General features: G+C 59.4%; 17 protein-coding genes. 7 read left to right on the top strand and 10 right to left on the bottom strand.

Going from position 1 to position 19,733, the window contains the following annotated elements; genetic code table 11:
* The 4 genes from E0F99_RS11350 to E0F99_RS11335 form a co-directional block, all read left to right on the top strand.
* The coding region (locus tag E0F99_RS11350) for a YncE family protein (protein WP_207303085.1) at nucleotides 1–1,064 on the top strand (1,064 nt) is incomplete at its 5' end.
* 316 nt (nucleotides 1,065–1,380) lie between these two features.
* Nucleotides 1,381–2,670, top strand: a complete 1,290-nt coding sequence (locus E0F99_RS11345) for a GGDEF domain-containing protein (protein ID WP_083356445.1) — start codon at nucleotides 1,381–1,383, stop codon at nucleotides 2,668–2,670.
* Between the two features lie 90 nt (nucleotides 2,671–2,760).
* Entirely contained in the window at nucleotides 2,761–4,530 is a 1,770-nt protein-coding gene (locus tag E0F99_RS11340) for an acyl-CoA dehydrogenase C-terminal domain-containing protein (RefSeq protein WP_083356446.1), read from the top strand.
* A 152-nt stretch (nucleotides 4,531–4,682) separates the two neighbouring features.
* Nucleotides 4,683–6,461, top strand: coding sequence for an acyl-CoA dehydrogenase C-terminal domain-containing protein (locus E0F99_RS11335; RefSeq protein WP_083356447.1), 1,779 nt, complete (start codon nucleotides 4,683–4,685; stop codon nucleotides 6,459–6,461).
* A 226-nt stretch (nucleotides 6,462–6,687) separates the two neighbouring features.
* Here E0F99_RS11335 and E0F99_RS11330 read toward each other — a convergent pair whose 3' ends face one another.
* The gene (locus tag E0F99_RS11330) at nucleotides 6,688–7,587 is read right to left on the bottom strand and encodes a LysR family transcriptional regulator (protein WP_083356448.1); all 900 of its coding nucleotides are present in this window, start codon (nucleotides 7,585–7,587) and stop codon (nucleotides 6,688–6,690) included.
* 209 nt (nucleotides 7,588–7,796) lie between these two features.
* Between E0F99_RS11330 and E0F99_RS11325 the strand changes: the two genes are divergently transcribed.
* On the top strand, nucleotides 7,797–9,065 hold the full coding sequence (locus E0F99_RS11325) for an aspartate aminotransferase family protein (protein ID WP_083356449.1): 1,269 nt from the start codon (nucleotides 7,797–7,799) through the stop codon (nucleotides 9,063–9,065).
* A gap of 183 nt (nucleotides 9,066–9,248) precedes the next feature.
* A complete protein-coding gene (locus tag E0F99_RS11320) occupies nucleotides 9,249–9,407 on the top strand; it encodes a YqaE/Pmp3 family membrane protein (RefSeq protein ID WP_010207008.1) in 159 nt (52 codons plus the stop codon).
* Between the two features lie 5 nt (nucleotides 9,408–9,412).
* On the opposite strand, the gene pqqE is transcribed toward E0F99_RS11320, so the two are convergent.
* The 9 genes from pqqE to E0F99_RS11275 form a co-directional block, all read right to left on the bottom strand.
* A complete protein-coding gene (gene pqqE / locus E0F99_RS11315; protein ID WP_083356450.1) occupies nucleotides 9,413–10,543 on the bottom strand; it encodes a pyrroloquinoline quinone biosynthesis protein PqqE in 1,131 nt (376 codons plus the stop codon).
* Nucleotides 10,536–10,811: a pyrroloquinoline quinone biosynthesis peptide chaperone PqqD gene (gene pqqD / locus E0F99_RS11310; RefSeq protein ID WP_083356451.1), complete on the bottom strand. Its 276-nt coding sequence runs from the start codon at nucleotides 10,809–10,811 to the stop codon at nucleotides 10,536–10,538. Before pqqD ends, pqqE begins: the two co-directional genes overlap by 8 nt.
* Nucleotides 10,808–11,560, bottom strand: a complete 753-nt coding sequence (gene pqqC / locus E0F99_RS11305; protein ID WP_083356452.1) for a pyrroloquinoline-quinone synthase PqqC — start codon at nucleotides 11,558–11,560, stop codon at nucleotides 10,808–10,810. The genes pqqD and pqqC overlap by 4 nt, the downstream gene beginning before the upstream one ends.
* A gap of 11 nt (nucleotides 11,561–11,571) precedes the next feature.
* Complete coding sequence (gene pqqB / locus E0F99_RS11300; protein ID WP_083356453.1) at nucleotides 11,572–12,483, bottom strand: pyrroloquinoline quinone biosynthesis protein PqqB; 912 nt, start codon at nucleotides 12,481–12,483, stop codon at nucleotides 11,572–11,574.
* Between the two features lie 70 nt (nucleotides 12,484–12,553).
* Nucleotides 12,554–12,628: a pyrroloquinoline quinone precursor peptide PqqA gene (gene pqqA / locus E0F99_RS11295; protein ID WP_009045898.1), complete on the bottom strand. Its 75-nt coding sequence runs from the start codon at nucleotides 12,626–12,628 to the stop codon at nucleotides 12,554–12,556.
* A gap of 155 nt (nucleotides 12,629–12,783) precedes the next feature.
* Complete coding sequence (gene pqqF, locus E0F99_RS11290) at nucleotides 12,784–15,159, bottom strand: pyrroloquinoline quinone biosynthesis protein PqqF (RefSeq protein WP_083356454.1); 2,376 nt, start codon at nucleotides 15,157–15,159, stop codon at nucleotides 12,784–12,786.
* 59 nt (nucleotides 15,160–15,218) lie between these two features.
* Nucleotides 15,219–16,013, bottom strand: coding sequence for a carbon-nitrogen hydrolase family protein (locus E0F99_RS11285; RefSeq protein ID WP_083356455.1), 795 nt, complete (start codon nucleotides 16,011–16,013; stop codon nucleotides 15,219–15,221).
* 10 nt (nucleotides 16,014–16,023) lie between these two features.
* Entirely contained in the window at nucleotides 16,024–17,727 is a 1,704-nt protein-coding gene (locus E0F99_RS11280; protein WP_083356456.1) for a flavin monoamine oxidase family protein, read from the bottom strand.
* A gap of 146 nt (nucleotides 17,728–17,873) precedes the next feature.
* Complete coding sequence (locus E0F99_RS11275; RefSeq protein ID WP_083356457.1) at nucleotides 17,874–18,320, bottom strand: Lrp/AsnC family transcriptional regulator; 447 nt, start codon at nucleotides 18,318–18,320, stop codon at nucleotides 17,874–17,876.
* A 539-nt stretch (nucleotides 18,321–18,859) separates the two neighbouring features.
* Here E0F99_RS11275 and E0F99_RS11270 point away from each other — a divergent pair.
* Nucleotides 18,860–19,495 carry a 3'-5' exonuclease gene (locus E0F99_RS11270; protein WP_130908765.1) on the top strand — a complete coding sequence of 212 codons (636 nt, stop codon included), beginning with the start codon at nucleotides 18,860–18,862 and terminating at the stop codon, nucleotides 19,493–19,495.
* Nucleotides 19,496–19,733 lie beyond the last annotated feature (238 nt).

The following is a 19,733-nucleotide window of genomic DNA, read 5'->3' as shown; positions in this document are numbered from 1 at the left end:
TTGTCCAATTTCCCATCAGCGCGACAATCATCGCCCAAAGCGCGGGCCAACCTATCAAGTTAAGTTACTTGGTGACGGTGGGGGGAACTACCGTGGCGTCAGAGGTTCAGGTACTGACGGTTCAGGCAGCCACAACAAATCCAGGAAGTCCAGGTGTGTTCGCCACTGTCGCTGTGGGCCTGCACGCACACGCTATCACGATCACCAAGGACGGGTTGCTGGCTTATGTAGGTAATTCACTTGACCACACAGTTTCAGTTATCGATATCAACTCCCGCAAGGTTGTTGATACCATTTTTGGAACACCGTCGGCGTTCCAGATGTTACTGAACGCAGATAACTCACGACTGTATGTGAGCAGTTTCAAGGCTGGAACAATTGCAGTTATCGACACCGCAACGCGCAGGTTAATTATGACGATGACGCCTTCGGGCGGCGAAAGGAGTGCATGGATGGCACTCAATGCGGATGAGTCGCGCCTGTTTGTGGCGTGTAGCTTCGGTGGGTTCGTAGCGGTCCATGATACGAAAACGGGTGCGCTTCTGAACCGTATCACCACGCCACCAATGCCGGAGGGTGTAGCGCTCAACCCAGACAAAACACAGGTATTCATCTCCACCAGTAAGGAGACCATGATCACGAATGCGAACGGGCTCGGCGGGGGGTTGGCGAAAGTTTCAGGCTATACCCGATTTACCCAATCCGAAGGCATAGCCTTCAACCCTAACAATAAACCGTATCCTCGTGTCTACGTGACCGGCAATGATTCACTGGCGATTATTGATACCCAAACCAATGCTGTTACCAAGAGCCTGTCCGGCTTCACTTACTCTTGGGGCGCTACGATGAAGCCGAAGGGTTCAGAATGCTATGTTGGCGCAGTGGGCCCAGGCGGGACGCCAGGCAATCGCGATTCGCTTTACATCATCAATACTGAAACGGAACAAGTCATTCGTCGCTACGCCGGCTTCGACAACATTGCAGGTATCGCCTTCACACCTGATGGTGAAATCGCCCTGATAGTCAATCATGGAACGGGGAAAGTATCGTTCTATAAGACTTGAGGTGTTTTTGGCGCCTCATAACCACACTCGGAAAATGTGATGGGACAGCCTAACCCTAGGCTGTCGCTTTTTTATGCGGACTCAGGCGGAGCCTGCAGCGGCTACTGCTCAGAATTGACGGTGAGCAGTGGTTGTTTCATCGCGCGGGCCCCTTTCCCTGTTCCGATGCGTGATAAAAAACCACAGCGCGACACTCAGGGATTAGGCCGATCGGCCGTTACAGTGATGGCAATGTGATACAGGTCACATTGAGTGTGCTTAACTGTGAGCAGTGAAGGCACTGTGCCATCTTTTTGAGTGGGTCGGAGCTTTACCCTTGTCGCGTGCTTCTGCTGTACGTTTCAGTCATTTCCTACCGTCACTGCTGTTATTAATGGCGGGGCTTTCGGCTGCGTATTTGAAGGACCTCAATGTGTTCTTCACCTCGCTGTTCAACGTACTGCCGACCTTGGTGTTGTTACTTGGCGGCTCGTATTGCGCGGTGTATCGGCGCCAGCGTGAGCTGTTCCTGATGATCACGGTGTACGTCGTTTACTTCCTGTTGGACACCCAGACCGATTACTACCGTGACAACGGCCGTGTTCGAGAAGATGCGGCGGTGGTCTTCCATCTGTGTTGCCTGTTGTTGCCGTTGCTGTTCAGCATTTATGCACTGTGGCAGGAGAAAACCCACTTGTTCCGCGACTTTGTGGCCCGCTGCGCCGTGCTTTTCGCGGTAGGCAGTTTGGCGCTGGCGCTTGAGCAGAGTTTCCCGCAGGCGTTGTTGAGTTGGCTGGCGCAGATCCGCTGGCCGGCCTTGCACGGGCGATGGATGAGCCTGATCCAGCTCTCGTACCCGATGTTCCTGATTGGTTTTGTCACCCTGGCGGCGCAGTACTGGTACCAGCCGCGCCCTCTGCATGCCGCGCAATTGGTTGGGCTGCTGGGGCTGTTCTGGATGTTGCCGCAAACCTTCATCCTGCCGTTCACCCTGAACATCATGTGCAGCCAGGTGATGCTGATGATCGCGGCCGGCGTGGCGCATGAGGCGTATCAAATGGCCTTTCGTGATGAACTTACCGGTTTGCCGGGCCGCCGCGCCCTTAACGAGCGGATGCAGCGCCTGGGGCGTAACTATGTGCTGGCGATGAGTGACGTCGACCACTTCAAACGCTTTAACGACACGCACGGGCATGACGTCGGCGACCAGGTATTGCGTCTGGTGGCCAGTAAGCTGTCCAAGGTCAATGGCGGCGGGCGCGCCTACCGCTATGGCGGTGAAGAGTTCGCCGTGGTCTTTGCAGGCAAGACGCTGGATGAATGCATGCCGCACCTGGAGGAGATCCGCGAGATCATCGCCAACTACGACATCAAGCTGCGCAACCCGGACCGCCCAAATGACGATCAACAGGGTCGCCAACGCCGTGCGGGCAGCGGCGCGTCGAGTGTGTCGGTGACCGTCAGCATCGGTGTGGCCGAGCGCCAGGCTGAGCAGCGCACCCCGGAAGAAGTGCTCAAGTGCGCCGACCAGGCGCTGTACGCGGCCAAGGGCGCCGGGCGTAACTGTGTGGTGGCGGCCGGGCAAACCCGGCGTGGCGCCGTGCGCATGGAGCGTGCTGCCGGTTAAGTGATGGCGGTGTATTCAGCGGTTCTACAGTGATTGTTTGCGGGCGTGGCCGGCAGTAGCTTGAAACCATCTGCTGCCGGAGACATCGCCATGCCTGAGTACAAAGCTCCCCTGCGCGACATGCGCTTTTTGATCGACAACGTGTTTGATTTCCACCGCCACTACGCTGCCCTGGGCGCGACGGACGCCAGCCCGGACATGGTCAGTGCGATCCTCGAAGAAGGCGCCAAGTTCTGCGAAAACGTGCTCGCACCGCTCAACCGCAGCGGCGATGAAGAAGGCTGCCATTTCGACAACGGCGTAGTGACCACGCCCAAGGGGTTCAAGGAAGCCTTCGCCCAGTACGTCGAAGGCGGCTGGCACGGCGTGGCGGCGGACCCGGCCTACGGTGGCCAGGGCTTGCCGCAGTCGTTGGGGTTGGTGTTGAGCGAGATGATCGGCTCCAGCAACACCTCCTGGGGCATGTACCCGGGGCTGACCCACGGCGCGATGTCGGCGATCCATGCCCATGGCACCGACGAGCAGAAAGCCACATTCCTCAGCAAACTCACCGCCGGCGAGTGGACTGGCACCATGTGCCTGACCGAAGCCCACTGCGGCACAGACCTGGGGCTGATCAAGACCCGCGCTGTGCCTCAGGCGGATGGCCGTTATGCAATCACCGGCAGCAAGATCTTCATCTCCGCCGGCGAGCACGACATGAGTGCCAATATCATCCACTTGGTGTTGGCCAAGCTGCCGGACGCACCGGCGGGCACCAAAGGTATCTCCTTGTTTATCGTGCCCAAGTTCCATGCGGATTCGGGTGAGCGCAACGCGGTGTACTGCGGTTCCATCGAGCACAAGATGGGCATTAAGGCGTCGGCCACGTGCGTGCTGAATTTCGACGGTGCCACGGGCTTCCTGATTGGCGAGGCGAATAAAGGCCTCAACTGCATGTTCACCATGATGAACCACGCGCGTTTGGGCACCGGCATGCAAGGCCTGTGCAATGGTGAGGCGAGCTTCCAGGGCGCAATAAAATACGCCAACGACCGCCTGCAAATGCGCTCGCTGACCGGTGCCAAGACGCCGGAGAAAGCCGCCGACCCGATCATCGTGCACCCCGACGTGCGCCGTATGCTGCTGACCATGAAAGCCTTCAACGAGGGCAATCGCGCGTTAACCTATTTCACCGCGCAATTGCTCGACACCGCACACCTGAGCAGCGATGCCGGCCAGCGCCAGGAAGCTGAAGACCTGTTGGCGTTCCTCACGCCCATCTGCAAAGCCTTTATGAGCGACACCGGGCTGGAAGTGACCCACCACGGCATGCAGGTGTTCGGCGGCCATGGCTACATTCGCGAATGGGGCATGGAGCAATTGGCCCGCGATGCCCGGATTGCGCCGATCTATGAAGGCACCAACGGTATCCAGGCCCTCGACCTGTTGGGGCGCAAGGTGTTGGGCAGCCAGGGCAAACTGTTGCGCGGTTTCACCAAGATTGTGCATAAGTTCTGCGCAGCCAATGCTGAGCATCCGCAGCTTAAGGCCTACGTGGAACAGCTCAACCAACTGAACCAGCAATGGGGCGAGTTGACCGTGAAAGTCGGCATGGCCGCCATGAAAAACCCGGATGAAGTAGGCGCAGCCGCTGTGGATTACTTGATGTACAGCGGTTACATCATTCTCGCCTACCTGTGGTTGCGTATGGCGATCGCGGCTCAGGCTCAAGACGACGCTGAGTTTGCCAACGCCAAACTGGCTACCTGCGAGTTTTACTTCAAGCGCTTGCTGCCGCGTACGGCGACCCATCGAGCGGCAGTGGAGGCGGGCAGCGAATGCCTGATGGCCTTACCTGCTCAGATGTTCGCACTGTAGGAGCTGATCCTCCCAGACAAGATCTGTGTGTGACTTATAAATACCTAATGGTCATGAATTGACTCTATGTGTCTGAAAAATTCTTCGGGTACACTCGGAGCTTGTAAAACCGATCCTATCGAATCACTCTTCACGTTCTCACGAGGTTTGCCATGGCTGATTACAAAGCGCCGCTGCGTGATATGCGCTTCGTCCTCAACGAAGTTTTTGAGGTCGCCAAGACTTGGGCCCAATTGCCAGCATTGGCAGACACCGTGGATGCCGAAACCGTTGAGGCGATCCTTGAGGAAGCGGGTAAAGTTACCGCCAAATCCATCGCGCCCCTCAGCCGTAATGGCGATGAGCAAGGCTGCCGCTGGGCGGACACCGTGGTCAGCACGCCGGAGGGGTTTGCTCAGGCCTATAAAACCTACGCCGAAGGCGGTTGGGTGGGTGTAGGCGGTGATCCGATTTTCGGTGGCATGGGCATGCCTAAGGCGGTCTCGGCCCAGGTTGAGGAGATGATCAACTCCTCGAGCCTGGCGTTCGGCTTGTACCCGATGCTGACGTCTGGCGCGTGTGTGTCGATCAACACCCACGCCAGCGAGGAGCTCAAAGCGACCTACCTGCCGAAGATGTATTCCGGCGAGTGGGCCGGCTCCATGTGCCTGACTGAAGCGCACGCCGGTACTGACCTGGGGATTATCCGCACCAAGGCCGAGCCTCAGGCGGACGGTTCTTATAAGGTCAGCGGCACCAAAATTTTTATCACCGGTGGCGAACACGACCTCACCGAAAACATCATCCACCTGGTGCTGGCCAAGCTGCCGGATGCACCGGCCGGGCCGAAGGGCATCTCGTTGTTCCTGGTGCCGAAGTTCATGGTCAATGCCGACGGTAGCTTGGGCGCGCGTAACCCGGTGAGCTGTGGTTCTATCGAACACAAGATGGGCATTCAAGCCTCCGCGACCTGCGTGATGAATTTCGACGAAGCCGTGGGTTACCTGGTGGGCGAGCCGAACCGTGGCTTGGCGGCAATGTTCACCATGATGAACTACGAGCGTCTGGGTGTCGGCATCCAGGGCTTGGCGTCGGGTGAGCGTTCCTACCAGAACGCGATTGAATACGCGCGCGACCGTCTGCAGAGCCGTTCGCCGACTGGCGCCCAGGCCAAGGACAAAGTGGCCGACCCGATTATCGTGCACCCGGACGTGCGCCGCATGTTGCTGACCATGAAGGCTTCCAACGAAGGCGGTCGCGCATTCTCCACTTACGTGGCGACGCAGTTGGACATTGCCAAGTTCAGCGAAGACGCTGCGGCGCGTGAGCGTGCAGACAGCCTGGTAGCGCTGTTGACGCCAGTTGCCAAGGCCTTCCTCAGCGACCTGGGCCTGGAAACCACCGTGCTTGGCCAGCAAGTATTTGGCGGCCACGGCTATATTCGCGAGTGGGGCCAGGAACAGCTTGTTCGGGATGTGCGCATCACCCAGATTTATGAAGGCACCAACGGCATCCAGGCGCTGGACTTGATGGGGCGCAAGATCGTCGGCAGCGGCGGCGCGTTCTACACGTTGTTCGCCGACGAAGTCCGCCAATTCATCGCCACGGCGGGCGCCGAACTGGGTGAATTCATCCGTCCGCTCAGCGCGGCGGTGGACGCCCTGGATGAATTGACCGCGTGGGTGCTGGACCGCGCCAAGGCCAACCCGAATGAAATCGGCGCGGCCTCGGTGGAGTACCTGCACGCCTTTGGCTACATGGCTTATGCCTATATGTGGGCACGCATGGCCAAGGCGGCGTGGGGCAAAGAGGCTGAGGAAGACTTCTATGCCAGCAAACTGGGCACCGCGCGTTTCTACTTTGCCCGCTTGTTGCCGCGTATTCATTCGCTGAGTGCGTCGGTAAAAGCCGGTAGCGAATCGCTGTTTTTGCTGGATGAAGCACTGTTCTAAGGGCTTTCAAGGCGTGTAAGCATTCTCTTACATGACGTGCTGCTATTCGTCCTCTATCGCCAAATTGGATCCACGGATAATCTACTTCACATGGACGTCGCGCAGGAAGCGCAAAGCAACAACACGGACACGTAGGATTCTGCCAGGACGGCGGAGTGAAATGGATGTCAGGGAAACAGTCTGCAAAGCCCCGCTTCGGCGGGGTTTTCTTTTGCCTGCGAAAAAGTCAGGCCGGTGCCTGCGGCGCGTTCATCACGTCTTCCAGCAAGGTGCGCAGCAACGCCACCGTGGCTTGCTGGCGCTGCACATCGCGGCACACCAAACCCACTTTCAGCGCTACCCTCGGCTCACTCAAAGGCTTCCACAGCAGTGCCTTACTGTTGTGCTCGTCCTGGGAGCGCCCGGGTAACACCGTCGCCAGTTTGGTATGGGGCAGGCTGTCGAGTATCCCAATCATCGTATTGAGCTCCGCCTGCACTTGCGGCCGCCGGCCCAGGTTAGAGAGCTGGCCTTGCCAAATCTGCCGCACCTGAAACTCTTCGCCCAGCAGCAACATCGGCAATTCGGCTGCCTGTTTCAGCGAGACTTTCTTGAACTCGCGTAGCGGATGGTCTTCGGGGATGACCACCTTCAACTCATCTTCATACAACAGCACGCCGTGCAGCCCTGGCTGACGTGGCGGCAGGTAGCTGATGCCGATGTCCAGCGAACCATTGAGCAGCCGGCGTTCGATTTCCAGCCCCGTCAATTCGTAGATCTGCACCACCAAATGCGGTTGGGCCTTGCGCACGCGCTCAAGCATTTGCGGGACGAGGCTAGTGTGCACGGTTTGCAGCACGCCGATAGCCAAGGTGCGCATCGCCTGGCCCTTGAAGTTGCGCAAGGCTTCGACGGCTTGCTGCATGCCGTCGATCAGCGGCAACGCGTGGTTGTACAAGGTATGTGCGGCCAGCGTTGGCAGCAGGCGCTTGCTGCTGCGCTCGAACAGACTCACATCCAGGTTCTGCTCTAACTGGCGAACCTGTTGCGACAGGGCCGGTTGCGAGATCGACAGGCGCTCTGCTGCACGGCCCACATGGCCTTCCTCATAGACCGCGACGAAATAACGCAGTTGCTTGAAATCCATAAGGATTACTTATCGAAAAAGCTGGAAAAACGAAATGGCCGTTGGCCCCTTTGACGCCTAGTCTAGCGCCTATTCGCAGGGTTTACAGGGCCGGATCTGGCAATGAACAGCGTATCTGTTGATAGCGGTTACATAGGCAAGGCAAAACACCTCAAGGTGGTTTTTCGGGGCTGCATCGACCATGGTCAGGTTGCTATCGGGGGTGAGCTGTGAACCTGTTCAATATGCGTCGCCCCGCGGCGAGTCTGGATGACCTGATCCTGGACGCCCCGCGCGACCATCTCTCCAGTGAATGTCTGATGCCGACGGTGGCGCGACCGCCTCAAGTTTTCGTGCGCGGCCAAGGTTCCTGGCTCTGGGACAGCGACGATCGGGCTTACCTGGACTTCAGCCAGGGCCGCGCCGCCAATAGCCTGGGCCACAGCCCGCAAGTGTTGATCCACGCCTTGGCCGATCAAACTCAAGCGCTGATCAACGCGGGTAGCGGCTTGTATAACCGCGCGCAACTGAACCTCGTCGACAGGCTGTGTCAGCGCACCGGTAGCGGCCAGGCTTACCTGCTCAACAGCGGCGCGCAAGCCTGCGAAGCGGCGATCAAGCTGGCACGCAAATGGGGGCAACTGCATCGCGGCGGCGCCTACCGCATTATCACCGCCAGCAACGGTTGCCATGGTCGCGGTTTCGCAGCGATGGCGGCTTCGGCAGGCGCGATTGCAAACCGTTTTGAGCCGCAGTTGCCGGGCTTCAGTCACGTGCCTTTCAACGACCTGCCAGCCCTGCACGCTGCGGTCGATGCGCAAACCGTCGCGATTATGCTGGAGCCAATTCAGAGCGAAGCCGGGGTCATTCCCGCAACGGAACACTATCTCAAAGGCGTCGAGCGCCTGTGCCGCGAGCTGGGCATTCTGCTGATCCTTGATGAAGTGCAAACCGGTATCGGCCGTTGCGGCGCGTTGCTCGCTGAACAACAGTACGGCGTACGCGCCGACATCATCACCCTCGGCAAAGGCCTGGGCGGCGGCGTACCGTTGGCCGCACTGCTGGCGCGGGGCAACGCCTGTTGCTTCGAGGTGGGCGAGTTGGACGGCACCCATCATGGCAATGCGTTGATGGCCTCAGCCGGAGTGGCGGTACTCGATGCGGTGCTGGAGCACGGCTTCCTGGAGCAGGTGCGCGAAGCCGGGCTTTACCTGGCCGAAGGGCTCGCGCGCTTGGCTTACCGCTACGACCACGGCCAATTGCTCGGTCAGGGCCTGATGTGGGGCCTGACGCTGTCGGATGATTGCGCAGATGCCGTGTTAAAGGCAGCGCTGCACGAAGGCCTGATCCTCAACGCCCCGCAACCCAATTGCCTGCGCTTCACGCCTGCCTTGACGGTGAGCAAAAGCAACATCGACGAAATGCTCCTGCGTCTTGCCCGGGCCTTCTCCCGCGTGCGCACCGCGCAACTGCAATGCCGCAAGGGCATCGCCGTTTAACCGCACATTCCAGAACCGTCTCGCGGCCTACGCGGCGCCTCCAGCCTGATTCTTTTGGCTGGGGGCGTTTTTTTGTCTGCTTACTGAAGGATGGCCCAGTGCCAGAACTCACTGAACCCTTACGAACGGCCAGGGTCGATTAGCTACACGGCTCACACGAGCCGACTTTCTGGAGTTGAACCCATGGATATTATTCGCATCATCATCGCCATTCTGCTGCCACCACTGGGTGTGTTCCTGCAAGTGGGTTTCGCCGGCGCATTCTGGCTGAACATCCTGCTGACCTTGTGCGGTTACTTCCCGGGGATCATTCACGCCGTGTACATCATCGCCAAGCGCTGAAACCCTCAGCCTTTTGCGATGAGCCGTGAATTACGCTCGTTGCGAAAGGCCAGTTGCTCGATGGTCTGAGTGGCGTGTTCGGCTTCTTCCCGCGCTTGCAGGATGATGCCGTGCTGCTCGGACTTGCTACACACCGGGTCGGCGTTGCTCGCATCACCCGTGAGCATGAATGACTGGCAGCGACAGCCGCCGAAGTCTTTTTCCTTCTCGTCGCATGAACGGCAGGGTTCAGGCATCCAGTCGTAGCCGCGAAAGCGGTTGAAGCCAAACGAGTCGTACCAGATGTGCTGCATGCTGTGGTCGCGCACATTCGGAAATTGCACCGGCATTTGTCGCGCACCGTGGCAGGGCAGGGCGGTGCCGTCCGGCGTTACCGTCAGAAAGATGCTGCCCCATCCATTCATGCAGGCTTTCGGGCGCTCTTCGTAGTAATCCGGCGTGACGAAGATCAGCTTGCACGGGTGGCCTTCGGCTTCCAGCTTGGCGCGGTATTCGTTGGTGACGCGTTCGGCGCGCACCAACTGTTCTTTAGTCGGCAGCAGCCCCACACGATTGAGCTGCGCCCAGCCGTAGAACTGGCAAGTGGCGAGCTCTACGAAGTCCGCCTCCAAAGCGATACACAGCTCAATGATGCGGTCGATCTTGTCGATATTATGCCGATGGGTGACAAAGTTCAGCACCATCGGGTAGCCATGCGCTTTCACCGCGCGGGCCATTTCCAGCTTTTGCGCGAAGGCCTTTTTTGAGCCGGCCAGCAAGTTGTTTACCTGTTCGTCGCTGGCCTGAAAACTGATCTGGATGTGGTCCAGCCCGGCTTTCTTGAAGTCGCTGATTTTCTGCTCGGTCAGGCCGATGCCGGAAGTGATCAGGTTGGTGTAGAAGCCCAGCTTGCGCGCCTCGGCGATCAGTTCGGCAAGGTCCTGGCGCACCAGCGGTTCGCCGCCGGAAAAGCCCAATTGCGCGGCACCCATTTCCCGCGCTTCGCGAAATACCTTAATCCACTGTTCGGTGCTCAGCTCCTTGCCCTGCTCGGCAAAATCAAGCGGGTTGGAGCAATACGGGCACTGCAACGGGCAGCGATAAGTCAACTCGGCGAGCAGCCACAGCGGCAGGCCAACAGGTGGTTTTTCAGGCAAGGGTGATCCAATGCTCAGCACGGGCGACCTCCATGAAATCCTCGATGTCTTTGCCGAGTTCAGGCACGCCGGGGAATTGTTTATCCAGCTCGGCGATGATGGCGGCCACGTCGCGCTCGCCGTCGATCAAGCCGCCAATCAGTGCGGCGCTGTCGTTGAGCTTGATCATGCCTTCGGGGTAGAGCAACACGTGGCCTTTTTGCGCCGGCTCGTATTGGTAGCGATAGCCCTGGCGCCAGGTCGGTTTTCTGCTGCGATCAACGCTCATAGGGCGATCCCCTTATGCCACACCCGCTGCTTGGTCACGCTGTGATAGGGCGGGCGGTTCAGTTCATAGGCCATGCTCATGGCATCCAGCATGCTCCACAGGATGTCCAGTTTGAACTGGAGAATTTCCAACATGCGCTCCTGGCCCACGCGGGTGGTGTAGTGCTGCAGCGTGATCGCCAGCCCGTGTTCCACGTCGCGCCGGGCCTGGCCCAGGCGGGTGCGGAAATATTCATAGCCGGTGGGGTCGATCCACGGGTAGTGCTGCGGCCAGCTGTCGAGGCGCGATTGGTGGATCTGCGGCGCGAACAGCTCGGTCAGCGAGCTGCTGGCGGCTTCCTGCCAGCTGGCGCGGCGGGCAAAGTTGACGTAGGCGTCCACCGCGAAACGCACGCCGGGCAGCACCAGTTCCTGGGAGCGCAGTTGGTCCGGGTCGAGGCCGACGGCCTGGCCCAGACGCAACCAGGCCTCAATGCCGCCGTCTTCACCGGGGGCGCCATCGTGGTCAAGCAGGCGCTGGATCCACTCGCGGCGGATCTCGCGGTCCGGGCAGTTGGCCAGGATCGCGGCATCCTTGAGCGGGATGTTCACTTGATAGTAGAAACGGTTGGCGACCCAACCCTGGATCTGCTCGCGGGTGGCGCTGCCTTCATACATCGCCACGTGGTACGGGTGATGGATATGGTAGAGGGCGCCCTTGGCACGCAAGGCATGCTCGAACTCGGCAGGCGTCAGCGGTGTGTCAGTCATGTGGTCTGCTCCTACAACTCAATGCTCATGCCGTCGTAAGCCACTTCGACATTACGCCGCACCAGCTCAGCGCGCTCGGGGGAGTCTTCATCGAGGATCGGGTTGGTGTTGTTGATGTGGATAAGCACCTTGCGCTGCTCGGGCAACTGCTCCAGTACTTCGAGCATGCCGCCGGGGCCGTTCTGTGCCAAGTGGCCCATCTCGCGACCGGTACGGGTGCCGACGCCACGGCGCTGCATTTCATCGTCGTCCCACATCGTGCCGTCCACCAACAGGCAATCGCTGCCGGCCATGATCTCCAGCAGCGGCGCGTCGACCTTGCCCAGGCCCGGGGCGTAGAACAGTTTGCCGCCGGTGCGCAGGTCTTCGACGATCAGGCCGATGTTGTCGCCAGGGTGCGGGTCGAAGCGGTGCGGCGAGTAGGGCGGCGCGGCGCTGCGCAGTGGCAGCGGGGTGAAACGCAGGTTGGGGCAGGCGGGGATGGTGAAGCTGGCGTCCAGCTCAATGCGGTTCCAGGCCAGGCCGCCATTCCAGTGCGTGAGCATGGTGAACAGCGGGAAGCCGGTGCTCAAATCTTCATGAACCATGTCGGTGCACCACACTTGGTGTGGGCAGCCTTCGCGCAGGCTCAACAGGCCAGTGGTGTGGTCGATTTGGCTGTCCATCAGGATGATCGCGCTGATGCCGGTATCGCGCAGGGCACGGCCGGGTTGCATCGGTGCAAAGCCTTGCAACTGTGCGCGGATATCCGGTGACGCGTTGCACAGCACCCAATTGACGCCATCGTCGGAGATCGCGATGGATGATTGAGTACGCGCCAGGGCCCGCAGGCTGCCGTCGCGAAAGCCTGCGCAGTTCACGCAGTTGCAGTTCCACTGCGGGAAGCCACCGCCGGCGGCGGAACCTAGAATCTGGACAAACATGATCGCTCCATCAGTAAAGCTCAAAACAAAAACGCCCCGGGCGAACCGAGGCGTTGTATTACTCAGCCAATCAACGGCTGGCGAAGTACATGGTGACTTCGAAACCAATACGCAGATCAGTGTAAGCAGGTTTGGACCAAGACATATTTATACTCCTACGAAGGGATGGGACGTTCAATACTCATACATATAGTCCACCTCCAACCGGAGATGTTCAGAGGTGTGCGTATGAATGTTACGCAATTCTTTTCAAGTTAGCGCTGTCTTGGTGGCAAAAGCCTTTTGCAGGGCCGGCAATGATCAGCCTGCGGTTTGCCAGAAACCCTCACAGGGCGGGCCGTTGGCCACACAGCGCCAGCCGCCTGCGGTGTCGTTGAGTTGCCGCGCGGCGTGCTGCAAATCCTCGCGCGTGCGGGTTTGGATCAGTGCTTGAAGCTGCTCCAGATAACCCGACGAATGGCCAGACATATGCGCGTGCCAGAGCAGGTCGGCGGCTTGGGCGATGGGTAATGCCTGGGCGGTCAATTGCTCTGCCAGGGGCTGGTTGCCCAGGTCGGCACTGTTGTCGATCAACGCCGGGAGCTGCGCCAGGAAGGTCTGCAGGTGCTCAATGATCCCAGCCAGGGAAGCACTTGGAGATTGCACGCCAAACAGCAGGCCGGTTTGCCCGTTGATCTGTCGGATACCGCTGAATACGGCGTAGCCGATTTGCAGTTCGACGCGCAGCCGCTGGTAGAACGGCCCTTGGAGCAGATGCGCGAGCAGGCGCCATGCCGCTTCATCGTCCAGAGATGACGTCGGCGTTGGGCAAAACAATAGCAACGCGGCCTCGCTGGATTCGGTCTTCACCTCGTGCCAGAGTCGCTGCCCGTCGAGGTTTTGCGGCGTGTATTCGATGGTTACTGGCTGCCCAGGCAATCGCGCTGTGGCGGTTTTGATTGCTGCCGCACATGTTGTGGGCAACCCTGCTCCCAGGCCTTGCCAGCGTGCGGTGGTCCATGACGCGGGTGTTTCACTCGGCCCAACGCCCGTACCAACACAGTAAGCGGGTAACGCCTTGAGCAGCGCTCGGATGGCAATCATCGGCGTTTGGGTGAATGGCGACGGCGGCTCACCGGATTGGCTCAGGTTAAGCGCCAGCGCTTCGACCACGGCAGGCATAGGCTCGTGAAGGCCGACCATTTTCACCCGCCAGTCATTGGCGAGTGTTTCGAAAGACAATTCGATTCCGGCCTGGCGGGCATTTTCACGCAATGGCTGCAATGCGTTTTCCAGGCCGGCGGGCACGGCGCAATCGAAACGCCACTGCAGATAAAGCGCACCCTCATCGGTGTCTTCCGCCAAGGCTTGGCTGAAGGTCAGTGCCGATACGTCTCGACGTCCCCGCGAGCGGTCCTGGGCAAAGGTGCGCAAACCTCTGTGAGCGCTGGTTTGGCCGCGTATCAACCCCGCGCGTTCTTCCTTGACCGGTGGGCGCAGGAATGGATTGTTGGGCGGCAACTGCCAGGTGTGCTCGCAGAGCGGCAGGTGCAGTGAATCGAGCAGGCGCTTCAAGGCTGCGACGCCCTGTTCCGACAAGTCTTCGCTGTCGTTGCGAGCCAGTGCCAGGGCCCCCTGGATCTGTTGCTGGCGGGCGTTCAGCAAGGCGAACTCTTCTCGTAACGGCGTCCAATCGCTCTGTACGAAAAAGCTCAGCCAGTCGTGCAACAACGCTTCGATCTGAGTAGCCGAATCGCCCTTGGCGCCGAGGGTAATGTCGATATCCAGCAGCGCTTGCCCGGCGAAGTGATAGAGCACGGATGCTTGCAGTGCGCTCGCGAGCTTTCGCGCCTTCAGCTCCGCCAGCAAGCCGCCGGGCGCCGAGGCGTTGAGCCAGATGCAGAGAAAATCCAGTGCTTCGCGGGGTACGTCACAGGCAATGACGTGGTGCTGGTGATGATTGGCGGCATGTTGATAGGCGTGTGCTGCGCCTCGCATCAGTGCGGGCGGTTCGGTCTGTGGGTGTAAAGGCCCCGAGGCCAATGCCTCGCTGAATTGCTGCGCCAAGGCTTGCAGCTCATCCAATGATTGCGGGCCAGCAAGGCTCAAGGTCATCTGCCCGCTTTGGTAAAAATGCGCGTGGAATTCCCGCAGTGCTTGCTGAAATGCCTCACGCTCCACAGGCAAACTGTCGCGATTACCCGCATGAAAACCGCACAGCGGATGATCAGCAGCCAAGCCTTTGAGTAGCGCAACCTGCTGCTGCGCCTTGGCATCCTGGGACCAGGCGACAAACTCCGCGTGCAGCACTTCGCGCTCACGCAACTGATCTTCAATCGCCAGGCGCGGGTGGGTGAGCATGTCCGCCAACCGTTCCAGCCCATTTGCAAACGTCGCCACCGGCAGCTCAAAGAAGAAATCCGTAGTGCGCTCGCGGGTGCTGGCGTTGATCTCCCCGCCATGGCGTTGTACGTAGGCCATCAGCCCTTCGCTTGCCGGAAAACGCTCCGTCCCGAGAAACAATAGATGCTCAAGAAAATGCGCCAGCCCCGGCCACGCCAATGACACGTCATGGCTGCCCGCAGCCACCCGTAAAACCGCAGCGCAGCGCTTCAGACGCGGCGCATGGCGCAGGGAAACCCGCAGGCCGTTGGTCAGGGTCAGGTGAAGGTGATGAGGGTGGGCCGGCGCAGGCATGGGCACTTCCGAAACGTAGGATGTGACCATGTTAACAAACCGCTGACAAACCGGCTGCGTCAGGGCTTGTGCAGTGCGCCGTACAACGCCGGGCGACGGTCTTGCAGGTAGTGATTGGCGGCGCGTGCATCAAGGATCGACTGGCGGTCCAGCGCCCCGACGATCAAAGCCTCGTCCAACCCAGCCTGGGCGACGCGCTGGCCATTGGGCGCAGCAATGCTGCTTTGCCCGCAATAGTGAATATCGCCTTCCTGCCCGCAGTAGTTGGCGTAGGCCACATAACACTGGTTTTCATAGGCCCGCGCTCGCACGGTCACGTCGGCGACAAAGTCGAACGGCGCCATATTGGCGGTGGGCACCAGGATCAACTCGGCGCCGGCCAGGGCCAGACGCCGGGTATTTTCCGGAAATTCAAGGTCGTAGCAGATCAGGAATCCGAGCTTCCAGCCGTTCAATTCCACCAACGGGAAATCATCTTCCCCGGCACTGAACATCGAGCGGTCCAGATCACCAAACAGGTGGGTCTTGCGGTAGTTGCACAGGCGCTGGCCGTGGGCATCGATTAACTGCACGGCGTTGTAGATCTGCCCATCCTCGGCCCGCTCCGGGTAGCCGTACAAAATCGCCAGCCCCGCGCTTTTGGCAAGGGTGGCAATCGCCTGCGCGGACGGCCCATCCTGAGATTCGGCAAGGGCGCCGACCGCTTCGGCGCCGATGTTGTAGCCGCTGAGAAACATCTCCGGCAGCACCAGCACATCGGCATCCGATGCCTCATGCGCCAGCTGATGCAGGCGCTTGAGGTTACCGGCCACATCCAGCGGTAGCGGCGGGCATTGGTACAGGGCGACGCGCATGCTCAACTCCTTAATCGGCCAGGGCGATCGGGCCGATTTCGTCAAATACATCACCCGGCCCAGGGTTCTGCGGATGCGTGCTGCCGCCGAAGTGGGTCATGATGCCCCACACCGCGTTCAGCGAGGTTTGCACCGCGCCTTCCACCCAGGCGGGCGTCCAGGAAACGTCGTCCCCGGCGATAAAAATCCCACGCTGTTCGGCGGGCATGTCCTTCTGCATGAAGTGCGCATACATCCGCTGGTTGTAGCGATAGTGGCCGGGCAGCGCACCTTTGAAAGCACCGAGGAAGTGCGGGTCGGCTTCCCAGGACACGGTGATCGGGTCGCCGATGATGCGCGCCTTGATGTCGACTTTCGGGTAGATCTTTTTCAGTGCGTCGAGGGCCAGTTTCACCCGCTTGTCGATGGGCTGCGGGAGCATTTTCAGTGCGTCGCTCATCCACGAGTACGACAGGCAAATCACGCCTGGCTTGTCGTCGCCGTTGTCGAACAAATAGGTGCCACGGGTCAGGCGATCGGTGAGGGTCATGCTCATCAGGTCGCGGCCGGTTTCCGGGTCTTTGTCTTTCCAGAACGGGCGGTCGACCATCACGAACGTCTTGGACGATTGCATGTAGCGCGTGCGATCCAGGGCCATCCACATTTTCTGCGAGAACAGGGTTTCGTCGCATTCGATCTGGGTGGTCAGCAGCCAGCTCTGGCAGGTGGTCAGTACCGCGGCATATTCGCGGGTGTCGCCGTAGTTGTCGGTCACCGCGAAACGGCCGTCGGCGGCGTGGGCAATGCGTTTCACGCCGGCCCGTGGCGCGCCGCGATGCAATGAGCTGAGGCTGGTACCCGCTGGCCAGTGAGCGCAACGCTCCGGCACGTGACGCCAGATGCCCATGGGCACTTGCGCCACGCCGCCAACGACCAAATGCTGGTGGTCGTCGCAGTTGGTCATCACCACGCGGAAAATTTCCAGCATCGAATTGGGAAAGTCCGAGTCCCAGCCGCCGGTGCCGAAACCGACTTGCCCAAACACCTCGCGGTGCGCAAAAGACAGTTTGGCAAAGGCCTTGGAAGTGGCGACGAAGTCATAGAACGTGCGGTCGTCCCACAGCGGCACCAGCTTGTTCCACAGCTCTTTGAGGCGCGGCACGTCGCGGTCACGGATGGCTTGCTGGATATCGCCGAACTGCGAGCCAGCTTCCAGCGCATCCGCCCACGCATCGGCGACTTCCTGGAACAGCACCGGTAAGTCCGAGAGTTTTTGCGCGTAGTGGGTCTGGCCTTCGAGGTCGACCACCGTGCTGCCGGAGGCTGGCGTCAGCGGGTTGGGGAAGGGTTTGGTCTCCAGGCCCAGCTTGTCCACATAGTGATAAAAGGCAGTCGACGACACCGGAAAACGCATGCCGCCCAACTCGGCGATGATGCCCTCGGCCCCTTCAAACGCCTGGGAGCGCAAACGGCCGCCCATTTTCGAGGCTTCGTACACCACCGGCTTCAGGCCCAGCTTCATCAACTCGTAAGCGGCCACCAGGCCCGCGATCCCGGCACCGACAATCGCCACTTCGGCGCCATGGTTGGCCGCCGGAATGCTGCCCAAGCCTGCCGGGTGCTCGATCCAGTCATCAAAGGCAAACGGAAAGTCCGGGCCAAAGATAGTGATGGGCTTTTTACCGTCGGCGGGATGGCGATGGGTCTTGCTGACGGTGCTGGACGGAATGCTCATGGCTGACCTTACTGACGACTCGGTGGGTTGTAGCCCGTTGAGTATAGGAAAAGATGGCAGCCAGTTTAGGGCGCGTAGCGTTCGTTATTAAGACGCAATGTGTCGTCGGATTGAACTGTTTTTAGTCAAAGTGACGAGCTAGTTGGTCATATCGGCTGGCCACGGTCCAATTTGTTGCTGAGAATGATCGACGTGGTGGTTTTTTCCACTCCTTCGACGCTGCCGATCTGGTCCAGCAGCTGGTCGAGCTGCTCCGGCGAATCGGTGCGTAGCCAGGCCACGTAATCGAACTCACCACTCACCGCACACAACTGCTGCACCTGCGCCATGGCACTCAGCCTGCGCAGCACTTCCTTGCCCGAACGCGCTTGCACGGTGATCCCGACATACGCCTGCAAACCCCCATCGACCACCCGCTGCCCGAGGCGCACGCCATAACCGGTAATCACCTGGGTTTTCTCCAGGCGCGCCAGGCGCGACGTCACCGTGGTGCGCGCGATACCCAACTGCCGGGCAAGCATGGCCACGCTTTCGCGGGCGTTGATCTGCAAGGCAGCGATCAGTTGGCGATCGATTTCATCGAGGACGGGCAAGGGCAGGGCTCCAGTGCGGGCGGCAATGGGGCTATATGTTACAGACTTCCAGACACACAAAAGCCGCGCATTGCGCGGCTTTCTTGTTTGGTGGGCCCAGTAGGACTCGAACCTACGACCAAGGGATTATGAGTTGCTGGGCGACGTGCTATGCCTAGAGAAATCGTTCGTAGGTGAACGTAGGTTGGCATAGCTGGAGGCCCCGTATTACGTGGTGTTGAGCGTAATTTTGAGTAGGTTGCTTAAGCTGGGCATTGTACCGCAAAGGTACTGTTTTTGCAGCTCGTGCACGTTTGTAAGTAAGGATCGGCTCCAATGCAAACTCGCGGGCGGCGACACTCATCAGAGCTGGCGAACTGTGTAGTGGTCCCTTCTTTCATGAAGCGCTAAACGTATGGTTGGCGAAGAGGTCTTACTAAATTATAAGGTTGGCAGATGAGTAACCCTTCTCTGCCATTCAGTAAGCGCTACGCATCAATACCCGGTTTGTCGGCCTCTATGGCAATGGAGTGTTGAAGATCCGCATTCCCGGAAGGCATATGAAAACTCTCCCCAATACCCGAAAATTGCGGACGTTCGAGACATTTATAAGTGCTTTCGAATTTATGCTATGCGTGGACCTTGAAGCGACATGCGACGAGCTCATAGGGGCTGAGTCTCCTCGAAAACTGATCGTAGGGCCGGATGAGATGGAAACCATTGAGATAGGGCTAGCCGTGGTGGATTTGCGAACGCTGGAAACTGTTGAAATGTTTCAGCGCTACGTTCGCCCGGTCCTTCACCCTACTCTGACACCCTTCTGCACCAGCCTGACTTCAATTAAGCAAGCTGATGTGGATGCAGCGCAAGAATTCTCGGAGGTCGCCATGGAGGTCGCTGCGCTCCTACAAAAATATCCCAGCGCATTGTGGGGCTCTTGGGGACATTACGATGCTGACCAGCTTGCGGCTGACGTCCTGAGAGCCAACTGCAGGCCGATACTGCCTGGAATTGCGTACTTAGATATTGAGCGGTGCTATTGCGAAATATTTGCATGTCCATCATTAGGGTTGAGGCCCGCAGTCGAAGCGCTTGGCCTAGCTTGGAGCGGCCGGTACCACCGAGGCATCGATGACGCTAGGAATCTCGCCAATATGGTTACGCTGCTGTTGGAAAAGGCTCGGTGCATCTCGTAGCTGCTTGTTCCCAGTGCCTATCAAAAGCGTGCTCCAATCCTAGCTGGCATCTCCTTGTCGACACGAAATTATGAGCTCTCAGTCATTTTTTTGCCGGTCGCGGGACTATGCGTAGTAGGTTACGCTGGCTCTTGCCCGCGCAGCCCACTGAAAAGTCAGACGATGGACCTTTATAATGGCTGTCGGCTACTATGTGCTCGCACTCCAACAAAGCGTGATTGGGGACTTGACCAGTAGG

The organism is Pseudomonas antarctica (assembly GCF_900624995.1).
Classification (GTDB): Bacteria; Pseudomonadota; Gammaproteobacteria; order Pseudomonadales; family Pseudomonadaceae; genus Aquipseudomonas; species Aquipseudomonas antarctica.
This window is presented reverse-complemented; position numbering and strand designations above follow the sequence as displayed.

What these genes read in the sequence shown, in the direction of transcription:
- E0F99_RS11270 (WP_130908765.1), top strand. Translation starts at nt 18,860, where the DNA reads ATGAAAACTCTCCCCAATACCCGAAAATTGCGGACGTTCGAGACATTT.
- pqqB (WP_083356453.1), bottom strand. Translation starts at nt 12,483, where the DNA reads ATGTTTGTCCAGATTCTAGGTTCCGCCGCCGGCGGTGGCTTCCCGCAG.
- E0F99_RS11320 (WP_010207008.1), top strand. Translation starts at nt 9,249, where the DNA reads ATGGATATTATTCGCATCATCATCGCCATTCTGCTGCCACCACTGGGT.
- pqqC (WP_083356452.1), bottom strand. Translation starts at nt 11,560, where the DNA reads ATGACTGACACACCGCTGACGCCTGCCGAGTTCGAGCATGCCTTGCGT.
- E0F99_RS11285 (WP_083356455.1), bottom strand. Translation starts at nt 16,013, where the DNA reads ATGCGCGTCGCCCTGTACCAATGCCCGCCGCTACCGCTGGATGTGGCC.
- pqqD (WP_083356451.1), bottom strand. Translation starts at nt 10,811, where the DNA reads ATGAGCGTTGATCGCAGCAGAAAACCGACCTGGCGCCAGGGCTATCGC.
- E0F99_RS11330 (WP_083356448.1), bottom strand. Translation starts at nt 7,587, where the DNA reads ATGGATTTCAAGCAACTGCGTTATTTCGTCGCGGTCTATGAGGAAGGC.
- E0F99_RS11335 (WP_083356447.1), top strand. Translation starts at nt 4,683, where the DNA reads ATGGCTGATTACAAAGCGCCGCTGCGTGATATGCGCTTCGTCCTCAAC.
- E0F99_RS11340 (WP_083356446.1), top strand. Translation starts at nt 2,761, where the DNA reads ATGCCTGAGTACAAAGCTCCCCTGCGCGACATGCGCTTTTTGATCGAC.
- E0F99_RS11280 (WP_083356456.1), bottom strand. Translation starts at nt 17,727, where the DNA reads ATGAGCATTCCGTCCAGCACCGTCAGCAAGACCCATCGCCATCCCGCC.
- pqqF (WP_083356454.1), bottom strand. Translation starts at nt 15,159, where the DNA reads ATGCCTGCGCCGGCCCACCCTCATCACCTTCACCTGACCCTGACCAAC.